Annotated in this window: 17 protein-coding genes; 8 read left to right on the plus strand and 9 right to left on the minus strand. The window is 71.9% G+C overall.

The features are described from left to right. From G6R25_RS25015 to G6R25_RS06385, 3 genes are all read left to right on the plus strand, one after another. Positions 1-258 (plus strand): hypothetical protein (locus G6R25_RS25015; protein ID WP_205446911.1); only part of this gene is annotated, 258 nt, incomplete at its 5' end. Between the two features lie 880 nt (positions 259-1,138). After that, entirely contained in the window at positions 1,139-2,746 is a 1,608-nt protein-coding gene (locus G6R25_RS06380; protein WP_136449336.1) for a hypothetical protein, read from the plus strand. A 113-nt stretch (positions 2,747-2,859) separates the two neighbouring features. Then, positions 2,860-4,584 carry an FAD-dependent oxidoreductase gene (locus tag G6R25_RS06385; protein WP_163552239.1) on the plus strand — a complete coding sequence of 575 codons (1,725 nt, stop codon included), beginning with the start codon at positions 2,860-2,862 and terminating at the stop codon, positions 4,582-4,584. A 150-nt stretch (positions 4,585-4,734) separates the two neighbouring features. Here the strand turns inward: G6R25_RS06385 and G6R25_RS06390 are convergent, their stop codons facing one another. Next, positions 4,735-5,508, minus strand: coding sequence for a basic helix-loop-helix domain-containing protein (locus G6R25_RS06390; RefSeq protein WP_163552240.1), 774 nt, complete (start codon positions 5,506-5,508; stop codon positions 4,735-4,737). Between the two features lie 283 nt (positions 5,509-5,791). On the opposite strand from G6R25_RS06390, the gene G6R25_RS06395 reads away from it, so the two are divergent. Next, positions 5,792-6,319, plus strand: coding sequence for a peptidylprolyl isomerase (locus G6R25_RS06395; RefSeq protein ID WP_163552241.1), 528 nt, complete (start codon positions 5,792-5,794; stop codon positions 6,317-6,319). Between the two features lie 123 nt (positions 6,320-6,442). Next, on the plus strand, positions 6,443-7,483 hold the full coding sequence (locus tag G6R25_RS06400) for a rhomboid family intramembrane serine protease (RefSeq protein ID WP_235947604.1): 1,041 nt from the start codon (positions 6,443-6,445) through the stop codon (positions 7,481-7,483). A 17-nt stretch (positions 7,484-7,500) separates the two neighbouring features. On the opposite strand, the gene G6R25_RS06405 is transcribed toward G6R25_RS06400, so the two are convergent. Continuing rightward, positions 7,501-7,992 (minus strand): PH domain-containing protein, encoded by a 492-nt coding sequence (locus G6R25_RS06405; protein WP_235947606.1) that lies wholly within the window; start codon positions 7,990-7,992, stop codon positions 7,501-7,503. 237 nt (positions 7,993-8,229) lie between these two features. On the opposite strand from G6R25_RS06405, the gene G6R25_RS06410 reads away from it, so the two are divergent. Together G6R25_RS06410 and G6R25_RS06415 are read left to right on the plus strand one after the other, a co-directional pair. Next, positions 8,230-10,134 carry a glycoside hydrolase family 15 protein gene (locus tag G6R25_RS06410; RefSeq protein WP_163552243.1) on the plus strand — a complete coding sequence of 635 codons (1,905 nt, stop codon included), beginning with the start codon at positions 8,230-8,232 and terminating at the stop codon, positions 10,132-10,134. Positions 10,135-10,204: 70 nt separating this feature from the next. Beyond that, positions 10,205-10,564, plus strand: coding sequence for a hypothetical protein (locus G6R25_RS06415; protein WP_136447733.1), 360 nt, complete (start codon positions 10,205-10,207; stop codon positions 10,562-10,564). A gap of 13 nt (positions 10,565-10,577) precedes the next feature. Here G6R25_RS06415 and G6R25_RS06420 read toward each other — a convergent pair whose 3' ends face one another. Further along, positions 10,578-10,970: a Rid family hydrolase gene (locus G6R25_RS06420; protein ID WP_163552244.1), complete on the minus strand. Its 393-nt coding sequence runs from the start codon at positions 10,968-10,970 to the stop codon at positions 10,578-10,580. A gap of 142 nt (positions 10,971-11,112) precedes the next feature. Continuing rightward, the gene (locus G6R25_RS06425) at positions 11,113-11,373 is read right to left on the minus strand and encodes a cell division protein CrgA (RefSeq protein WP_044886061.1); all 261 of its coding nucleotides are present in this window, start codon (positions 11,371-11,373) and stop codon (positions 11,113-11,115) included. Positions 11,374-11,755: 382 nt separating this feature from the next. On the opposite strand from G6R25_RS06425, the gene G6R25_RS06430 reads away from it, so the two are divergent. Beyond that, a complete protein-coding gene (locus tag G6R25_RS06430; RefSeq protein WP_235947609.1) occupies positions 11,756-12,574 on the plus strand; it encodes a DUF881 domain-containing protein in 819 nt (272 codons plus the stop codon). Between the two features lie 123 nt (positions 12,575-12,697). Here G6R25_RS06430 and G6R25_RS06435 read toward each other — a convergent pair whose 3' ends face one another. From G6R25_RS06435 to G6R25_RS06455, 5 genes are read right to left on the minus strand one after another with little or no spacing between them, the layout of a single operon-like run. Next, positions 12,698-13,348 carry an aminodeoxychorismate/anthranilate synthase component II gene (locus tag G6R25_RS06435; RefSeq protein ID WP_136447735.1) on the minus strand — a complete coding sequence of 217 codons (651 nt, stop codon included), beginning with the start codon at positions 13,346-13,348 and terminating at the stop codon, positions 12,698-12,700. Positions 13,349-13,376: 28 nt separating this feature from the next. Further along, on the minus strand, positions 13,377-15,461 hold the full coding sequence (pknB, locus tag G6R25_RS06440) for a Stk1 family PASTA domain-containing Ser/Thr kinase (protein WP_163552245.1): 2,085 nt from the start codon (positions 15,459-15,461) through the stop codon (positions 13,377-13,379). Then, complete coding sequence (locus tag G6R25_RS06445; RefSeq protein WP_163552246.1) at positions 15,458-17,044, minus strand: serine/threonine-protein kinase; 1,587 nt, start codon at positions 17,042-17,044, stop codon at positions 15,458-15,460. Before G6R25_RS06445 ends, pknB begins: the two co-directional genes overlap by 4 nt. After that, positions 17,041-18,486 (minus strand): peptidoglycan D,D-transpeptidase FtsI family protein, encoded by a 1,446-nt coding sequence (locus G6R25_RS06450; protein ID WP_163552247.1) that lies wholly within the window; start codon positions 18,484-18,486, stop codon positions 17,041-17,043. The genes G6R25_RS06445 and G6R25_RS06450 overlap by 4 nt, the downstream gene beginning before the upstream one ends. Continuing rightward, a complete protein-coding gene (locus G6R25_RS06455) occupies positions 18,483-19,979 on the minus strand; it encodes an FtsW/RodA/SpoVE family cell cycle protein (RefSeq protein WP_163552248.1) in 1,497 nt (498 codons plus the stop codon). Before G6R25_RS06455 ends, G6R25_RS06450 begins: the two co-directional genes overlap by 4 nt. Positions 19,980-19,987 lie beyond the last annotated feature (8 nt).

The following is a 19,987-nucleotide window of genomic DNA, read 5'->3' on the forward strand; positions in this document are numbered from 1 at the left end:
ATTTACGATCCCGGCGATCTGATTCGAATCAGCCATGGCGAGTTTCGGAAAAACTCCGTTGCCTGTCGTGCCACGTCCCGCATTCCTGACATTGATGTACCGATCGGCTTCCGCCGACGCTGTCGGTCGGTGGTTGTCGCACGGTTCCCCGGATGGGTCGGGCGCCGGCGGCGTGGTGAAGCGACGCGGGAATCACCGGCAAGGTCGCGCAAGGATATGGCGGCTTGTTCGGAAGGGCTTCGGCTCGCCGCCCGCTGAAATTCGCGGCGGATGTCGGGTGGCGGACTCATCCGGTGGCAGAGGATCGACTCGGCTTTCGCGGCCCGGGTCGTCCGTGGAATGTGTCTGCTCGGTGTCTGCATTCCCGCCCGTCGGCGCCACGAGCATCGCCGTCGCCTCCCCGTCGCCGGGGCGGCCGGGGCTGCGGCCGGCCCGGCCGGCTCCCGGCGGCGTCGGGAGCGCGGCAGGGAGCGCATCCGGTGAATGGCCGCCCCGGCAGGCTGCGGGCTTCCGACGGGGTGGCGCGATTCGGCGTCGCGCGCCGCGCCGGGTCGCGGTCGCGGTCGGCGAGCGTTGGCCCGCGGGCGGACTGGGACGGTGGGCGGCTCGAGAGGATGCCGGGTGGGCCACCGGCGGCGGGGTGAACCAGTCCGAGCGCGCCGCCGGGCGTGGGCGCGGTCCCGCAGGCGATTTTCCGGCCCTAACTTCAGTTTCGTCATCGGAAAACCCGTGGCTTGGGTAGCAGAAACAGATCAAAGCGGTGTCCGGTTACCGCCGGCAGCGCAATTCGCTGAATTTTTCGGCTGCTCGGAATTGCTCTGCGGATGGCTAGGTGTGGCCCTTTCGTGGTCGCATCCTCATCTTTTTGCTTTGCAGCAGTCAGGCGATGTTTGATGTTTCTGTCACACCACGACTACCCAACGGCGGTGATGGAGTCATGTCCTCTTCATGTGACCGTGGTGGCCCTCCACGGGAGCCGCTTGACCCGGTGCGGAGTACGGTGCCTGAACAGACGTCGACGCGCTCTCGCCCCACCGAGCCCGTTCCGGTGGGGCTGATCCCCGTACGGCCGGCCGTGACCCCATCGGGTCCGGGCAGTTCGCCAGCATCGAGTGATCCAGCCGAGGGAAGGGGGCATGTGCCGTCGGACACGATCCAGCTCACCCTCCCCGGTGCTCTGGTTTCGGTTCAGGCGGCGCAGGAGCCGGGAACCCTGATCGCCGATCGCAGCGGATGGCAACGGGCCGTGTTACGCGCATCCATGCCCTCCGCGGCGAAACTCGTTGCGTGCACCCTGGCGAGCCACGTCGCCGAGGCACCGGAGTTCCTCCCGGTTGGGGCGGCGGTGACCGGCCCCGGTCTGGTCACGCTGCGAGAGGAGACCGGCTACAGCCGAACCCACGTGCAGCGACAGGTTTCCCTGCTGCGCAGACAGGGTTGGCTGACCACGGTGGCGCGGCCGGCCGCCGGGCGAACGACCCGGTTCGCCCTGAGCATCCCCGACTCGATGGTGCAGGCCGGTCTGGTGCGCCTGGTCGAGTCGACCGAGCAGGCGCGCGGCGGGGCCGATGGCACCGCGGAATCCTCGCGCGAGCCGGGCCGCCGCCACGGGCGCCGCAGCCACGCCGGTTCCCACCGGCAGGACGCCCCGCGGCGCCGCACCCGCGCCACGTCGACCATGGACAGCGAGACGCAGGACCGGGCCGGCGGCTTCGTCGTCGACCTCGTACCGTCGCGCGATCGTGGACCTTTCGACCCCGGCGCCCACCAGCATTCGGACGCCCACCAGGGCTCCGAGGACCGGCGTCGCGAGGACCACCCGATCCGGCCGACGGACGCGCCCGCTACGCCGGGCGAGCCTGGCACCGGTGACGCAGGTGCGCCGGCGTACCACGAGGCCCCCGCGGCCGCCGCTGCCCCCGCACAGGCCGCGGCCGACCCGATCTCCGCCGGGCCCGCCGCTGCGGAGCCCTCCTCCGGGTGGACTCCTGCCGGGCCGGTTCCGGGCGAGTTCGTGCCCGCCGAGGAGGTTCCCGCCGACGAGGCTCCCGCCACTGCCCAGCAGCAGAAGCCTGCGGATCAGGCCGCAGTGCACCAGGCGCCCGCGGAGCAGACCCCGGCGGGCGGGCCGACGGCGGACCGGCCGATGGTGAACGAGCCGACCGCGGACGAGGCTTTGGCGGAGGGACCCCCGGCGCCCACGGTTCCGCTGCCTCCGCCACCGCCCGATCCGGTGACCTTTGCCGCCAGCCAGGTGATCAATGTCCTGGGGACCGCGATGCGCCGCCCGACCTCGGACTTCATGAAGATCTTCGGCAAGTTGCGGGTCATCCTCGAGGAAGACAACTGGGATCCGGTCATGCTGGCTCTGCACCTCGTCCGCATCATCCAGACCGGGGTGCTGGTCGGGGACGGCGACGAGGTCGACAACCTGTCATGGCGCCTTGACCGTCTGCCGCGGGCCTCGGCGGACTGCGAGTGCAGCTCCTGTCGGGAGTACCGGGCCGAGCAGTCGAAGTCGCCGTCGGCCCCTGCCCCCAGGGGGCGGTTCGCCCGCTCTGGCGGGGCGGGCCGCGGTGTCGGCCGGCCGGCCGTGACCGAGCCGAAGCGCTCCGCGGCCGCGCAGTCCGAGGCGCCCCCCGTGGAGATCCCGCGGCCGCCCCTCGAGGCCATCGAACGAGCCGCCCGGGTGGCGCGGGAGGCCCAGCTACGGGAACGGCAGCAGGCTGCCGACGGCGCGGCCTGACATGTTCGGTGGCGGCCGCAGCGGCGGCAGACCGCGTAACGGCGTAGCGGTGTCGCACGGGCCGGTCGGTGGCTCATCATGGGAGGCCGGCGTCGAGGCGGCAGGTGACGAGCATGGCAGCAGGCGGATCCGGCGGTGAGCACGACGCGGATGTGATCGTGGTCGGCAGCGGCTTCGGGGGCAGCGTCAGCGCGTTGCGCCTCGTGGAAAAGGGCTACCGGGTCCTCGTCGTCGAGGCGGGTCGCCGGTTCAGCCCGCAGACGCTGCCGCGCAACAACTGGCACATCCGCCGGTTCCTGTGGCTGCCGCGGCTGGGCTGCCACGGTATCCAGAAGATCACCTGGCTGGGTCGGGTCATCGTGTTGTCCGGGACGGCGGTCGGCGGCGGATCGGTCGTCTACGCGAACACCCTGTACCGGCCGCTCGACGCCTTCTACACCGACCCGCAGTGGCGCGGCATCACCGATTGGCGAGCCGAGCTGGCGCCGTTCTTCGAGCAGGCCGAACGGATGCTCGGGGTGACGGCGAACCCGACGACGACCTACGCCGACGAGGTGTTCCACGCGGTCGCGGACGAGATGGGCGTCGGCCCGAGCTTCGCGCCGGCACGGGTCGGGGTCTTCTTCGGTCGTGATGGCCGACAGGAGCCGGGCGTCGGAGTACCCGACCCGTATTTCGGCGGGGCCGGGCCCAGCTGCACGGGCTGTGTCGAGTGCGGCGAGTGCATGACCGGTTGCCGGCGGGGGGCGAAGAACACCCTGGATCGCAACTATCTGTTTCTCGCCGAGCAGGCGGGCGCGCAGGTCCTGTCCGACACCACGGTTACCGCCGTCCGCCCGCGGCCGGGCGGTGGGTACGAGGTCGACATGGTCCGGACGCCGGGTCTGCCCCGGCGCGGGCGGCGGACGCTGACCGCGGGGCAGGTCATCTTCGCCGCCGGCACCCTCGGCACCCAGCGCCTGCTGCTGTCGTCGCGAGAGCGCGGCGACCTGCCCGCCCTGTCGCCCAGGCTCGGCGAGCTCACCCGGACAAACTCCGAGGTGATCCTCGGCGCGACGCGGTTCCGCCCGGACCGTCGGGTCGCCCGCGGGGTGGCGATCACCTCGTCGTTCTACCCGAACGGGCAGACCCACGTCGAGCCCGTCCGCTACGGCCGGGGCAGCAACCTGATGGCCCTGATCAGCGCCGCGATGACGGATGATGGCCGGGCGCCGCGCTGGCTGAAGTACCTGTGGGAGCTGCTGGTCCGCCCGCACCATGCGCTGGTCATGGCGTTGCCCTGGCGCTGGTCGGAACGGACCATGATCGCTCTGGTGATGCAGTCCCGCGACAACTCGCTGACCGTGAACCTGCGCCGCGGCCCCTTCGGCCTGCGCTGGCTGACCAGCCGGCAGGGCCACGGCGATCCGAGTCCGTCGTGGATCCCGGAGGGCAACGACGCCGTCCGCCGAATCGCGGCGAAGATAGGCGGCTACCCGGGCGGCTCCGTCGGCGAGATCGCCGATATCCCGATGACCGCGCACATCCTCGGCGGCGCGCCGATCGGCGTGGACCCGTCCACCGGGGTGATCGACCCCTACCAGCGGGTCTTCGGGTACGAGGGCCTGCACGTGGTCGACGGTGCGGCGATCTCGGCGAATCTCGGGGCGAACCCGTCGCTGACCATCACCGCGCAGGCCGAACGGGCCATGTCGTTCTGGCCGAACAAGGGGGAGCCGGATCCCCGACCGCCGATGGGCCAGCCCTACCGGCAGGTCGACCCCCGCCCGCCGACCCGCCCGGCGGTGCCGGGGCACGCCCCGGGGGCCTACCGCATCGGCGAACCGGCTTCGGCGTAGCGGCGCTTCGGCGTAGCGGCGCTTCGGCGTAGCGGCCGTTGACCGGTCGGGGCCGTCGGCCGGTCGGGGGGCCCGTCGGCCGGTCGGTTCCGCCCGCGCTGCGCCCCGGTCAGGGCCGCCGAGGGCGGCCGCTGACCGTCGCCGTGCTTGTCAGCGGGGGCGGCTGGGCTCGCCGAGCGTCGTGTCGACGCCCGGCATCTCCTCCAGGCCGGTCGTCGAGGTCGACAGACGGTCGCCGAAGGAGTCGCGACCGCTCGCCCGGTCGGTGGCCGCGGCGGACCCGGTCGTGCTGCCGATCGGCGCCGGCTCGGCGGTGACCGTCGAGGTGTCCTGCTGCGCGAGGTAGCGGCGCGCCGCGACGGTGCCCGCCGCGCCCGCCCCGACGAGAGCGAGCGTCAGCAGGCCGCGCCGACGCCGACGGTGCACCCTGGCGAGCTTGCCCTCGGTCTTGGCCAGCCGCTTCTCCAGGATCTCCTGGGCCTTGTCGGCCTGTAGGCGCGTCTTGGTCTCGTTGGCCACGGCGCGGCGCGAGCGCTGCCGCTCCGTGCGCAGCTCGGCGGCGGCGCGGGCCCGCTCGGCGGACAGTTCCGCCTGGGACCGGGCCTTCTCGATCCGCCGGCCGGCCCGTCCGGAGACGGCGACGGCCTTCCCCGCAGCCTTCCCGGCCGCCTTACCGGCGGTGCGCTGGACGGAGGACCCGCCGCGGGTCGCGGACCCGGAGACGTCGGAGATCCGATGGACCACCGTCACTCCGGCGTCCCGGGTGGCCGACGCGGCGGTGCCGGCGGTGTCCCCGGCGATGCTCGCCGCGCGGTGGGCGACGGTGCCGGCCCGGTCGGCGGCGTGCTTCGCCGTGTCGGAGAGCCCGCTGACCGGCGCGGTGTCGGTGACGTGCGAAATGCGGTCCTTCAAGGTCGTGCTCATGGCGTCCTTCCCTGGAGCCGAGGTGTGGCGGGGGATCGCGGGCGGACAAGATCTGTGCAGTGTGCCGTACCCCGTTGGCGGCCCTCTTCAACGCGCCGACCCCCTGCAGGTGTGTCAGGCCGACCTGCGTCACATGCCTGGGCTGTGCCGAGGCCCGTCGCAGGCGGGTGTGTGCGGATGCGGGGCGGTGCGGAACGTGGGCTGCGCCCTGCGCATACGATCGGGTCCGGCTCGGGCGCTGTCTGACCCGACATCTACCCAGACCTGAAGAGAAGAGAGGCTCATGGCCGAGGAGCTGTACGCGACGTTGCGGACGACTCAGGGGGATATCGAGATCCGTCTGTTCCCCGATCACGCTCCCAAGACCGTCCGCAACTTCGTCGGGCTGGCGACGGGGACGCAGGACTGGACGGACCCGGCGAGCGGCGACAAGAAGACCGGGATCCCGCTGTACACCGGGACGGTCTTCCACCGGGTCATCCCGAACTTCATGATTCAGGGCGGTGACCCGCTGGGCTCCGGCCGCGGTGGCCCGGGCTACCAGTTCGCCGACGAATTCCACCCCGACCTGACGTTCAGCAAGCCCTATCTGCTCGCGATGGCGAACGCCGGGCCGGGCACGAACGGCTCGCAGTTCTTCGTCACGGTCGCCTCCACCGACTGGCTCAACCGCAAGCACACCATCTTTGGCGAGGTGACCCGGGGCACCGACGTCGTCGACGCGATCGCCAAGGCGCCGACCGCCGCGCAGGACCGCCCGAAGTCCGACATCGTGATCCACGAGATCGTCATCGACCGTCGGCCGGCCTGACCGGTCCGGCCGGCGGGACCCGACCCCGGGGAGTACGACCTTGAGAGCTCTGGACGTGCCGTCGGCCGGCCGGTTGTGCCCGCCACGGCGGGTTCGACCCGGTCGCGCTCACAAGGTCGGGCGATGACCCAGCCGCCGCCGGAGCCGGCCGGGCCCGCGGGTGATGCGGGTTCCGGGCCAGCCGCGGCGGACTGGCGGCCCACCATCGGCCCACCGGGCGGCCACGCGGGCTGGACCCCGCCGCCAGGGTCGGCCGGGCCGGTACCGCCCGCCGGCGGTCGACCGCCGGCCGGGCCGCCTGCGCCCGGGGCGCGCTCGCCGTCGATCCCGCGCTGCTACCGCCATCCCGACCGGGAGACGTATGTTTCCTGCCAACGCTGCGGCCGGCCGATCTGCCCGGACTGCATGCGGCCGGCGGCGGTCGGGTTCCACTGCCCGGAGGAGGGCCGCGCGGAAGGCGGGCGGATCGCCCCGCGCGAGCGCGAGCCGCGCACCACCCTCGGCGGCCGGGCGCAGCTCGCCCGGCAGGGGTTGGTCACCCAGATCCTCATCGGGCTGTGCGTCGTCTCCTACATCCTGCAAGGAGCGCCCGGGCTCACCGGCGGCGGCACCAGCAACCGGTTCACCGACGACTTCGCGATGATCGGTTTCCGGATCGCGGTGGACGACCAGTACTACCGGCTGCTCACCGCCGCCTTCCTGCACGCGGGCGTGCTCCACATCCTGTTCAACATGTACGCGCTGTACCTGCTGGGCTTCCAGCTGGAGGCGATCCTCGGCCGGGTCCGGTACCTGGGCCTGTTCGTGGCCGGCGCGGTCGGTGGGAACACGTTGAGCTACCTGCTCGGCGGCCTGTACACGGCCTCGGTCGGCGCGTCCACCGCGATCTTCGCCTTCTTCGCGGCCTACTACGTCATCGCCCGCCGGCTGCGGATCGATTCGCGGCAGATCCTCATCGTGCTCGGGATTAACCTGCTGATCACCTTCTCGTTCAGCAGCATCGACAAGTGGGGCCACCTGGGTGGGCTCGCGGCCGGGCTGATCATCGGCCTGATCTACGCCTACGTCCCGCCGCGCCGTGCGTGGGCGCAGGCGGGCGGCGTCGTCGGGATGATCGCGCTGCTGTTCGTCGCCGCGGTCGTCAAGTCCTCGACCCTGGTCTAGTAGCTCACCGCGGCCGGTCAGCCCAGCCGGAGCCGGATCTCCTCGACGCACTCGGCGACCGGGCCGGAATCGGTGCCGAGCTGGCGGCGGGTGAGCAGGATCGGGCCGTCGATCGTCTCCACCTCCAGGGTGCGCAGGTGCACCGCGCGCCGGTTGTGGGTGAGGGTGGCGGCGCGTACCCGCAGCACCGCCGCCCACGGCAGGTGCCGGCGGCGCAGGCCGTCGACGAGGTCGAGCCCGGCGGGGGAGACCCGCAGGGTCGGCCGGGCGAGCAGGTCGCGTAGCGCGAGCGTGCCCAGGCCGGCGGCGAGCACGCCGACGAGCAGCCGGCCGGCGGCGTCGAGCGAGCCGACCCGCTGCGCGAGCGGACCGACGGCGGCCACCAGCGCCGCCGCCACGCCGGCGAGGGCGTAAAGCCCGACCCGCCACAGCGGCGGCGACCAGGCGGCGGACATCGGCGGAAGATCGGCGCCGGGCGGTTCCCCGGACCCGGTGGGCTGCACGGTCACGCCACCACGCAACCACATCGCTCCCCGGCCCACGGTCGCCGCGGGTCGACGGGGCGATGGAGATCGGCCTGGAGATCGGCCTGGAGATCGACGCCGAGTCGCGGGGTGGCCGGGATGCTTGCACCATGCTGGATAGCGGCTACTATTCGCTATCTCATCAGCACTCATTGTGTTGATCTCGGCGAGGTGGGCGATGGCGTGAGGGATGCCGTGGCAGATCGTGATCAGGGGGTACAGGTGGCACATTCGCCGGTGCGGCGCAGCGGGGGCAGCCCGTTCCCGCCGATCGCCGAGTACGGATTCCTGTCCGACTGCGAGACGACGTGCCTCGTGGCACCCAGCGGGAACGTCGAGTGGATGTGCGTGCCGCGGCCGGACGCGCCCAGCGTCTTCGGTTCGGTGCTGGACCGCTCGGCGGGCGGCTTCCGGTTCGGCCCCGACCGCACGCAGATCCCGGCCGGACGCCGCTACCTGCCCGGGACGAACATTCTCGAGACGACCTGGCAGACGCCGAACGGCTGGCTCATCGTCACCGACTGCCTGGTCGTCGGCCGCTGGCACCGTACCCACAAGCGTTCCAACACCCACCGGCGGACCCCCAGCGACTGGGACGCCGACCACGTGCTGCTGCGACTCGCCCGCTGCGAGCACGGCTCGGTCGACCTCAGCCTCGTCTGCGAACCGAACTTCGACTACGGCCGCCACGCCGAGTCCTGGGAGTACGAGGAGGACGACTACTCCGCCGGCGTGATCTCCCATCCGGGCAGCAACATCACGCTGCGGCTGCGTACCGACCTGCGGTTGGGCTTCGACGGCCGGCGCGCCCTGGCCCGCACCAGCCTGCGGGAGGGCGACACGGCGTTCGTCGCCCTGACCTGGCGTCCCGAGGAGCCGCTGCTGCCGGACACCTACCTGCAGGCCTGCGTCGCCGTGGACCGCACGACCGAGTTCTGGCGGCAGTGGCTCTCGCGCGGGATGTTCCCCGACCATCCCTGGCGGCGTCACCTGCAGCGCAGCGCGCTGGCGCTGAAAGGCCTGACCTACGCGCCGACCGGCGCTCTGCTGGCCGCGGCCACCACCTCGCTGCCGGAGACGCCACGCGGCGAGCGGAACTGGGACTACCGGTACAGCTGGCTGCGGGACTCCACCTTCGCCCTGTGGGGCCTGTACACCCTGGGGCTGGACTACGAGGCCAACGACTTCTTCTCGTTCATCGCCGACGTGGCCGAGCACGACGAGGACATCCAGGTGATGTACCGGGTCGGCGGCGAACCGCGGATCGACGAGGAGATCCTCGGACACCTCTCCGGCTACGAGGGTGCCTCGCCGGTCCGGGTCGGCAACGCCGCTGCGCTGCAACGCCAGCACGACGTGTGGGGAGTCGTGCTGGACTCGGTCTACCTGCACACCAAGTCGCGCGACTACCTCTCCGAACGGCTGTGGCCGGTGCTGGAGCGCCTCGTCGAGGCGGCCGCGGCGCACTGGCACGAGCCCGACTGTGGGATGTGGGAGGTTCGCGGGGCGCCGCAGCACTTCACCGTGTCGAAGATGATGTGCTGGGTGGCGCTGGACCGCGGCCGCCGGCTCGCGCAGATGCGTGGCGACACGAAGACGGCCGTGCGGTGGCAGGCGATCGCCGAGGAGATCCACGCGGAGGTCTGCGACTCCGGCGTCGACCACCGCGGCGTGTTCACCCAGTACTACGGGTCGAAGGCGCTGGACGCCTCGCTGCTGCTGATACCGCTGCTGGGATTCCTGCCCGCGTCGGACGAACGCGTGAAGGCCACCGTTCTCGCGATCGCCGACGAGTTGACCGAGGACGGCCTGGTGCTGCGCTACCGCACCGAGGAGACCGACGACGGCATCGCCGGGGAGGAGGGCGCCTTCCTGATCTGCTCGTTCTGGCTGGTGTCGGCGCTGGTCGAGATCGGCGAACTGACCCGGGCCCGCCAGCTGTGCGAGCGGCTGCTCAGCCTGGCCAGTCCGCTGGACCTCTACGCCGAGGAGATCGACCCGAGCAGCGGCCGCCATCTCGGCAACTTCCCGCAGGCGTTCACCCACCTGGCGCTCATCAACGCCGTCATGTACGTGATCCGGGCAGAGGACGCCGAGGCCTACGCCCGTCCGTCCCCGTCGACCTGACTGTGCGGCCGCCGACCCGTCTCGGCCGTATTCGCGGCGTCGACGGTGGTTGTGGCACTAACGTGGGGGCGTGGCAAGCCTGGAGGTCAGGGACAAGCGGGTCGAGGTCGTCATGAGCGGGTTGGAGCGGCTCGGCGCGCTACGCGGCGATGTCTCGGTCTCCCTCGACGAGGTTCTCGATGTCCGCCCAGCACCGGAGCCGTTCACCGAGCTCTGTGGATGGCGGCTACCGGGGACCGGCATCCCGCGCGTGATCGCGCTCGGGACCTGGCGCTCCCGGGACGGCAAGGACTTCGCCGCCGTCTACCGGGGCCGGCCGGCGGTTGTCGTCGAGGTCCGCCCGGGCGGGGAGTTTCGTCGGCTGATCGTCGCCGCCGTCGACGCCGAAAGCACCGTTTCCCGGCTGCGCACCGCGGTCCTCGCCCGCTGACACAACCATCGCGCTACCGAATCCCGATTATGGCCTCGACTTCGACCTCGACGACCCAACGCTCGTCGAGCAGGCCGCCGACGACGATCATGGTGGCGGCCGGGCGGATCTCCGCAAACAGCTCCCGGTGGACCGCGCCCACCGCCGCGGCGTGCTGGGCGCCGGTGAGGAACATGCGGGTGCGGGTGACGTCGTGCAGGCCCGCCCCGGCCTGCGCCAGTGCGGCGCCGATGAGCTCGAAGCAGCGCCGGGCCTGCGCCTGAGCGGCTGTGGCTACCGTCCCATCTGGTCGGATCGGGCCCGTACCGCTGACGAACACCCGGTCACCGACCCGGACGGCCCGGGAGAACCCGATGGTCGTCTCGAACGGGGATGTTCCGGCAATGAGTTGACGAGCGGTATGCATGCGGTCGCTTTTCGTCAGTAGCGTGCGGGGGTCGATATCCACACTTGTGGACAACGGTTGTGGATAAATGACACCGCTGGAAGTCCGGCCGGATGCGCCCGGGGCACCGGCCGGAACGACCGACGGAACGACTGGTACCCGGCTAGCGCCACTGGGTCGACACGGCCAAGCCGATAACGACGAACCCGAACCCGATAAGGATATTCCAGCCGCCCAGTCCCTCCATCCCCAACACCCCACCGTTGGAGAAGTAGTAGACGAGCAGGTAGGCGATCCCGATGAGGAAGAAGGCCAGGATGAGCCCGCCGAACCAGGGCGGGGACGGCGGCCGGCTGCGGCGGGTCTGATTGGCGTTGACGCTCGGCGTCGGCTTCTTCGGCTTGCGACGTCGTGACTCGGGCACTGCGGGACTCCTCGGCTGGCCATACATGGACGAGCGGCGACCGTCGTCGCCCGCCCGGTTCGGCGGGTGGCGGTCCCGCACTGAGCAACAGGTTAAACAGCGGGACTCATGACACGCCGGTTGCATACCGGCGTGCGGGATTCTCTCCCGGCGACCACGTCCGGCCGATCGCACCGACGTGGCCTAGCGGGTGTCGCCGGCCGCGTAGCCTGCGGCGAGAGGCGATACCTCCGACGCGGCGGACGGATCGCCCGGCCGGGTCTGCGGTGGCGCGTGTGTGCACGCCGCCGCCCGGCGATCCGCCGACATGCGGACGCGCTGCCCGGCGGGCGCGTCGGAGAGGTCGGCGAACACGGTGGGGTGGGCATTCGACGTGCGTCGAATGGTGCGGGCGTGCCGGGTCTTCAGCGCGGGTCGGTGGCGGGCCCGGCAGCAGGTGGCGACCGGGCTGGTGTGCTGCCTCGGCCTGCTGGTCGGCGCCGCCGCCAACGCCGGGCCGTTCGCCGATCGGGACGGCCTGCGCGGCTCCGCGGCTGCCCTGGGGCCCGGCGGCATCGCCGGGGTCGTGGGCAGCGAGTCGGAGCGGGTCGCGGCGCGGCGCGGCGCGGCGGCCGAGCAATCCCGTCGGCCCGCGGCAGCCGCCGCGAACGGGTCGGCGGCGAACGGGTCGGCGGCCGACGGGCCGGCCGCGGCGCTGGGCGTGCCGCCGGGCGCCGGCCAGGGGCTGGTCGAGGGCGACCTGGCGGAGGCCGCCGGGCTGGCGCCGGTGCACGGGCCGGCGCTGACCGTTCAGCTCGACGACGCGCCGCAGGAGAGCCGCCGCGGCCCGTATCCGCCGGGGATCCTCGCGCCGGGGCCGGACGATCTGGTCGTGCACCAGCAGGACGTGCACGCGGTCGTGAACGCCCTGTGGGCCGGCGGCGCCGAGGCGATGACAATCATGGGCCGGCGGGTCACCGCCCTGACGGCCGTCCGGTGCGTGGGCAACACGCTGCTGCTGCACGGGGAGGTCTTCTCGCCGCCGTTCCGGATCACCGCGATCGGCGGCGCCGCCGCCCTGCGCGCGGGGCTTGGCGCCAGCCCGCAGATCGCGATCTACCAACAGTATGTCGCCGCCTACCGGCTGGGCTACCGAGTCGCCGAGGTCGCGGACGTCAGGATGCCCGCCTACGACGGTCCGCTGACCCCCGGGCTTGGTTGAGTCTGGGAACGGGCCGACTGCGATACGTTCTGCACGTTCTGAGCACCTGGATCGTGCAGAACGCACCGCAATTCACTCTCGTGCGCCGTGACCGGCCGTACCCGCGTCAAGGTCGCTGCCGGTTCAGGCGAAGGCGGCCGCGCGCAGCGTCTCGACCTCGGCGGACAGCTCGGGCGCCAGCCGGCACGCGGCGCCGCCGTCGCCGCACTGGTCGAGCCAGCGGGCCAGGATCAGGTGGCCGCCCTGGGTCAGCACCGACTCGGGGTGGAACTGCACGCCCTCGAGCGGAAGCTCGCGGTGGCGCAGTGACATCACCACGCCGCTGTCGGTTCGGCCGGTCACTTCGATCTCGGCGGGCAGGGTGAACTCCTCCACGGCCAGCGAGTGGTAACGGGTCGCGATGAACGGCGACGGCAGGTCCGCGAGGACGCCGACGCGGTCGTGGTGGACCTGGGAGGTCTTGCCGTGCAGCAGCTCCGGCGCCCGGTCGACCGTCGCCCCGAACGCGACGCCGATCGCCTGGTGCCCCAGGCACACCCCAAGCAGGGGGGTGCCGCGCCGGGCGCACTCGCGCACCATCGGGATGCTCACCCCGGCCGCCTCGGGCGTGCCCGGCCCGGGGGACAGCAGCACCCCGCCGACGCCCAGGTCACCGAGCTCCGCCGGCGTGACCTCGTCGTTGCGCCGCACCACGCACTCGGCGTCGAGCTGGCCGAGGTACTGGACGAGGTTGAAGACGAACGAGTCGTAGTTGTCGACTACCAGGATCCGCATCAGCGCGCCACCTCTCCGCGTTCGGTCATCAGGTTCGCCCGGTCCCGGTCTGCGGTGCTCCGGCACCCTGGCCGGCGCCGGTTCCGGTGCCGCGGTTGCCCAGCCCGCCGTTGACGCCGGACTGGGCGGACAGGCTCGTCGGGGACGGGTTCGGCTGGGTCTGGGTGACCACGGGAGTCGGGCTGGGGGTCTCCGGCTGGTCGGTCGGCGGCGCCTGGGTGGGGCTCGGCGGCGGGGTGGTCTGGATCTGCGCGGCGACCGAGAGCTGCACCGTGGACCCGCGGGGAACGTTCCCGCCGGAGGGCTGCTGGTCGACCACGGTGCCGGGCGCCACGTTGTTGTTCGCCACCGACTGCTGAGTCGCCTTCAGGCCGTAGCGGCCGAGCTCGGCGACCGCGTTCTCGTAGGAGCGGTTGCGCACGTCGGGCACGTTGACGTTCCCGCTGACCACGTTCAGCGTGACGGTGCTGCCGGGCTTGACGGCCGAGCCCACCTGCGGGTCGGCGCTGTCGACCGTGCCAACCTTCTGGCTCGTCGCGTTGTAGTAGGGGATCGAGTTTGGCACCAGGCCGAGCCCGCGCAGCTCCGCCTCGGCCGTGGCCTGCGCCTTGCCGACGAGGTCGGTCGGGATCGCGATGTCGCCGGCGGCCTTGCCGATCGACAGGGTAATCACCCCGCCTGCATCGATCTGCTTGCCCTCGGCCGGGTCGACCTCGGTGACCCAGCCGGCCATGTCCGGCTTGTTCACCGAGACGATTGCCGGCTTCCCGGTGTAACCGGCGCTCTGGAGCCGGGCGCGGGCCTGCGTCTCGGTCTGGCCGATGAGGCCCTTCGGGATGGTGAACGACTTGGCCGTCTGGCCGCCGCCGCTGTTGCCGAGGAAGGCGGTCGCGAGCAGCACCACCGCGACGAACACGACGACGATGGCGAGGATGGCGAGGATGTACTTCAACGTCTGGGACCGCTGCTCGTCGGGCACCGCCCGGCGGTCGATGGCGCCGGTGAGGTCGTAGCGGTCGAACGGGCCGGTGCCGAACCGGCCATCGTCGTAGGCATCGCCCCGGTAGGACGTCGCTTCGTCGTCATAGCGGTCGTCGCCATGGCGGTCGTCGGGGTAGCGGTCCCGGGTCGGATAGCCTGCCCGGTCGCCCCGGCCGAGCAGTGCGGTGCCGGCGGTGGCGGGGAGGCCGAGGGTGGTGGCGGCACCGCTGGCGCCACCACCTCCCATCATGGCGTGCACCCGGCGTCCCGCCAAGGCGCGCTCCAGATCGTCGCGCATCTCACCCGCGGTGAGGTAGCGGTCGTCCGGGTCCTTCTCCATCGCCTTGAGCACGATCGCGTCGGCCTCGGGGGAGATGTCGCGGTCGCGGGCGGACGGCGGGTCCGGGTCCTCCCGGACGTGCTGGTAGGCGACCGCCACCGGGTTGTCCCCGCGGAACGGCGGGGAGCCGGTGAGCAGCTCGTAGAGCAGCACCCCGGTGGTGTAGACGTCGCTGCGGGCGTCGACGCGGGCGCCGCGGGCCTGCTCGGGGGACAGGTACTGGGCGGTGCCGATCACGGCCGCCGTCGCCGTCATCGTCGACGAGGTGGCGGTGGTGGCGCGGGCGATGCCGAAGTCCATCACCTTGACCGAGCCGTCCGGGCTGAGCATCACGTTCGCCGGCTTGATGTCCCGGTGGATGATCCCCACCCGGTGGCTGTAGTCCAGCGCGGCGCAGACGTCGGAGGTGATCTCCATGGCGCGGCGCTCGGTGAACCGGCCCTCGGCCTGCAGCGCGTCGCGCAGCGTCCGGCCCTCGATGAACTCCATGACGATATACGGGATGTGCGTCCCGTTGATCTCGTCCTCGCCGGTGTCGTACACCGAGACGATCGCCGGATGGTTCAGGGCGGCCGAGGACTGCGCCTCCCGCCGGAACCGGGCGAGGAAGGTGGGATCGCGGGCGAGGTCCGGCCGCAGCGTTTTGATCGCGACCTCGCGCCCGAGGCGGATGTCGTGGCCGCGGAAGACCTCGGCCATCCCGCCGTAGCCGATGGCCGCGCCCAACTCGTAGCGGCCGCCGATGAGCTGCGGCGCCGCGCCGGGCGTGTACATCTCCGTCGCGTCGGTCACGAATACTCCCCTGCCGTCGCCCCTCCCGCGTCGGAGAGCGCCGACCCGGCGTTGCCGATGACGATTCCATCACCGAGTGTGTTTGCGTACACGACTGCTGGTGGTGTGGCCGCCGAGTTCGATTCGGAGTCCTTGCTGGAGAACAGCTTGTTGGTCACGAAGGCGGTGACGGCGACCGTCAGGATCAGCAGAATGATCATGACCGGCAGTAGCAGCGGCACCGCCTGCCGGGCCGCCGGGCCGGAGCGGCGCCGGGCCGCCCGGCCCTGCCAGGCCTCGCCCGGGTCGCGGTTGTCGCCGCGCTCGCCCGCTCGGTAGCCCCTACCCCCATAGGCGGTTTCGTCGCCGTAGCCGCCTGCCTCCCCGCGGTAGGGCGGGGCGCCGTAGCCCGTGTCAGCGCCGAACGACGGGCTGTGCATCGCCGTCGCGGGCATCTCGGTGGCGCCGTGCGGAGGGCCGACCGGACCACCGGGCACCGCCTGGGTGTAATCCGGCCCGGGGCCGGCCCGGCCCGGACCGCTGGTCCGCCCGGTGGTCGGCGGCGGGGGAGTGACCCAGGAGGGCGGCCGGTTGCGGGAGGTGGGCCGGTGTGGGCGGCCGCCGGGGCCGACGGCTGGCAGGCCGGTGCTCGGGCCGGGGTGGCGCGCGGTCACGTCCAGCGCGCCGCCCGGGCCCGACCACCGACCGGCATCGGGGCTCCACAGGCTGCGCCGGATGCCCGCGGCGGAGCGGGCGAACGCGCCCGCGGAACTCGGCCGGCGCGCCGGGTCCTTGGCCATGGCCGACTCGACCAGCGCCCGCACCTGGTACGGCACGTCGGCCGGCAGCGGGGGCGGGTTGTCCTGCTGGTGGGCCATCACGACGACGATCGGGTTGCGGTCGTCGAAGGGCCGGCGGCCGGCGAGGCACTCGTAGGCGACGACACCGAGCGAGTAGACGTCGCTGGCCGGCGTCACCGGCCGCCCCGACACCTGCTCGGGGGAGACGTAGTACGCCGTGCCCATCATGATGCCGGTGGCGGTCAGGGGGGCGGCGTCCACCGCGCGGGCGATGCCGAAGTCGGTGACCTTCACCGCGCCGTCCGGGCGCAGCAGCAGGTTGCCGGGCTTGACGTCGCGGTGGACCACGCCGAGGGCGTGGGCGGCCTGCAGCGCGTCGGCGGCCTGGCCGAGGATGTCCAGCATCCGCTCGGGTGACAGCCGCTTCTCCCGGTGCAGGGCGGCCGACAGCGGCTCGCCCTCCACCAGCTCCATCACCAGGTAGGCGGTGGGGTAGTCGTCCGCGGTGGCGACCTCGCCGTAATCGTAGACCGAGGCGACCCCGGGATGCGACAGCCGGGCGGCATGGCGGGCCTCACCGCGGAAGCGCACCAGGAACGACTCGTCGCTGGCGTACTCCGGGCGCAGCAGTTTTACCGCGACGGGGCGGCCGAGGGTCTGGTCGAGGCCCCGCCAGACCTCGCCCATGCCGCCTGCGGCGATCCGGCCGTCGAGCCGGTAGCGGTTGTCCAGGATGGTGTTCGGCGAGGCGGCGCCCGCGAACGGCTGCGACGGTGAGGTGGGGTTGCCCGGCGAGTTGTTCATGGGGTGTCCAATGCGGCCTGCATGACCTGTTTCGCGACGGGGGCGGCGACGGCACCACCGGTGGCCACCTCACCCCCGCCGTCCTCGACGATGACGGCGACCGCCACCTTCGGCGCGTCCGACGGGGCGAACCCGACGAACCAGGCGTGCGGTGGCTCGCCCGTGCCGTGTTCCGCGGTTCCGGTCTTCCCGGCGACGGAGACGCCGTCGATGCGCGCCTTGCGGCCCGTTCCCGACGTCACCACACTCTCCATCATGGTCGTGAGCTCGTCGGCGACGTCGCCGCTTACCGGATTGCCGAGTTCCTTGGGGTTGGTCCGGCTGATCGTCTTCTTGTCCGGGCCGCGCAGCTCGGAGACGAGGTAGGGCTTCATCTCGGTGCCGCCGTTGGCGATCGCCGCGACCACCTCCGCCATCTGTAGGGGGGTGACCCGGACGTTGTACTGGCCGATCGCCGACTGCGCCGTCTGCGCGCCGTCGAGCTTGGCCGGGAAAACACTGCGGGCCTGCTGCAAGGGGAAGTCGGGGAAGGTCGCGTTCAGGCCGAACGCCTCGGCCTGCTTGCGCAGTGTCTCGGCGCCGAAATCGATGCCGAGCTTCGCGAACGCGGTGTTACAGGAGATGGTCAACGCGTGAATGATGGTGTCGGTCTCGCCGTCACCGCACCGCTCGCCGTCGAAGTTGGGCAGCCGTACCGTGCTCAGCGGCAGGTCGAGCTGGTCGGGCGCCGGCACGCGGTCGTCGGGCTTGCGCCCCTGCGACAGCGCCGCGGCGGCGGTGATGAGCTTGAACGTCGACCCCGGCGGATAGGTCTGCTGGGTCGCCCGGTTCAGCAGCGGCTGGGCGGGGTCGCCGGAGAGCACCCCGTAGGCGCTGGTCGCCGTCTTCTCGGTGTGGCTGGCCAGCGTGCTCGGGTCGTAGGACGGGCTGGTCACCATCGCCAGGATGGCGCCGGTGGACGGGTCCAGCGCCACCACGGCGCCCTTGCGGTCGCCCAGCGCCTGCGCGGCGGCCTGCTGCACCGCGGGCAGGATCGTGGTGACCACGCTGCCGCCGCGGCGCTGCTTGTTGGTGAACAGCCCGGTCACCCGGCTGGCCAGCAGGCGGTCGTCGTCACCGGAGAGGAACACGTCCTGGGAGCGCTCCAGCCCGGCGGCGGTGAACAGTGTGTAGTAGCCGGTGACGTCGGCGTAGAGCTTGCCGGCCGGGTACTGGCGCAGAAACTTGTACTGATCGTTCGACGGGAGCGAGCGGGCGATCTCCACGTCCCCCGCGATGATCGCCCCGCGTTCCCGTTCGAGCCGTTCGGTGATCTGGCGACCGTTGGTCGGCTGGGTCTTGAGGTCGCTGGCTTCGCCGACCTGCAGCCAGTTGGCGTTCACCAGCAGCGCGGCGAACAGGACCAGGCAGGCGATGGCGACCTTGCGTACCGGGCGGTTCATGTCGTCTTCACCACCTGGGTGGGGCTGTCGGCGACCGCGCCCGGATCGAACAGCGGGGCGTCCGACGCCGGCTCGGGAGCGCGGCGCGAGCTGTCGCTGACCCGCAACAGCAATGCGATGATCGCGGCGTTGGCCACGATGGACGACCCACCGTAGGAGACGAACGGCAGCGTCAGCCCGGTCAGTGGGATGAGTCGCATCACCCCGCCGACCTGCACGAACACCTGTAGCGCCAGGGTGAACGACAGCCCGGTCGCCAGCAGCTTGCCGAAGGTGTCCTTCGCCCCGAGAGCGGCGCGCATGCCACGCAGCACGATCAGCGCGTACATCGTCAGGATGGCCATCACCCCGGTCAGGCCCAGCTCCTCGCCGAGGCTGGCCATGATGAAGTCGGTGTTGGCGAACGGTACCTTCTGCGGATGGCCCTCGCCGAGGCCGGTGCCGGTCATCCCGCCGGCCGCGAAGCCGTACAGGCCCTGCACGAGCTGGTAGGAGGTGCTCGACGGGTTATCCCCGGCAAAGGCGTGCAGCCAGCCGTCGACGCGGATCTGGACGTGGGTGAACATGGTTCCCGCGAGGACGGCCCCGAACATGAACAACACGAACCCGACCAGGAACCACGATGCCCGCTCGGTGGCGACGTAGAGCACGACCATGAACATGCCGAAGAACAGCAGCGAGGAGCCGAGGTCGTTCTGCACGACCAGGATGCCGAGGCTTGCCAGCCACGCCACCAGCACCGGGCCGAGGTCGCGGGCACGCGGCAGCTTCACCCCGAGCACGGACCGCGACGCCAGGGACAACACGTCCCGCTTGCTCTCCAGGTAGCCGGCGAAGAAGATCAGAATAATGATCTTCGAGACCTCGCTGGGCTGGAACGAGAACGGCCCGACGCGCAGCCAGAGCCGGGCGCCGTTGATGGAGGTGCCGATGCCCGGGACGATCGGCAGCAGCAGGCCGACGATGCCGACCAGCCCGGCCGTGTAGGCGTAGCGGGCAAGCTTGCGATGGTCGCGTACCAGCGCCAGCACCAGCACCAGCACGATGACCGCCAGCAGGGTCCAGACGAGCTGCACCTGAGCCGCGCCGGGGGGGATGTGCCTGCCTGCCTGCTTGGCCGCCTCGCTCTTGGCCAGGTCGAGCCGATAGATCATGACCAGGCCGAGCCCGTTGAGGGCGACGACGACCGGCAACAACACCGGGTCGGCGGCGGGCGCGAACCGGCGGACCGCGAGGTGCGCCAGCGCCCACAGGCAGAAGAAGCCCAGGCCGATCGAGAAGATGCCGAGCGAGAGCTCGCCGATGTCCGCGAACGTCAGCGCGGCCAGCGCGCTGGTCGCCAGCACCCCGGCGAAGACCAGCAGGACGAGCTCGCGCCGACGGTACGGCGGCAGGTTCGTGCCCTGCGGCAGCGGTAGGCCGGCGAACGTCGCGGTGAGGTCCGCCGACCTCGGCCTACGCAGCGGAGGAAGGGGGATCGGCGGGCGGGTCATCGCTGGCC

Origin of the sequence: Candidatus Frankia alpina, assembly GCF_902806485.1 — a bacterium.
GTDB classification, from domain to species: domain Bacteria; phylum Actinomycetota; class Actinomycetes; order Frankiales; family Frankiaceae; genus Frankia; species Frankia alpina.

Bases quoted from the DNA above. Each gene is read 5' to 3' on its own strand.
- G6R25_RS06385 (WP_163552239.1), top strand. From the start codon at position 2,860: ATGGCAGCAGGCGGATCCGGCGGTGAGCACGACGCGGATGTGATCGTG.
- G6R25_RS06390 (WP_163552240.1), bottom strand. From the start codon at position 5,508: ATGAGCACGACCTTGAAGGACCGCATTTCGCACGTCACCGACACCGCG.
- G6R25_RS06395 (WP_163552241.1), top strand. From the start codon at position 5,792: ATGGCCGAGGAGCTGTACGCGACGTTGCGGACGACTCAGGGGGATATC.
- G6R25_RS06400 (WP_235947604.1), top strand. From the start codon at position 6,443: ATGACCCAGCCGCCGCCGGAGCCGGCCGGGCCCGCGGGTGATGCGGGT.
- G6R25_RS06420 (WP_163552244.1), bottom strand. From the start codon at position 10,970: ATGCATACCGCTCGTCAACTCATTGCCGGAACATCCCCGTTCGAGACG.
- G6R25_RS06430 (WP_235947609.1), top strand. From the start codon at position 11,756: ATGGTGCGGGCGTGCCGGGTCTTCAGCGCGGGTCGGTGGCGGGCCCGG.
- G6R25_RS06435 (WP_136447735.1), bottom strand. From the start codon at position 13,348: ATGCGGATCCTGGTAGTCGACAACTACGACTCGTTCGTCTTCAACCTC.
- G6R25_RS06445 (WP_163552246.1), bottom strand. From the start codon at position 17,044: ATGAACAACTCGCCGGGCAACCCCACCTCACCGTCGCAGCCGTTCGCG.
- G6R25_RS06450 (WP_163552247.1), bottom strand. From the start codon at position 18,486: ATGAACCGCCCGGTACGCAAGGTCGCCATCGCCTGCCTGGTCCTGTTC.
- G6R25_RS06455 (WP_163552248.1), bottom strand. From the start codon at position 19,979: ATGACCCGCCCGCCGATCCCCCTTCCTCCGCTGCGTAGGCCGAGGTCG.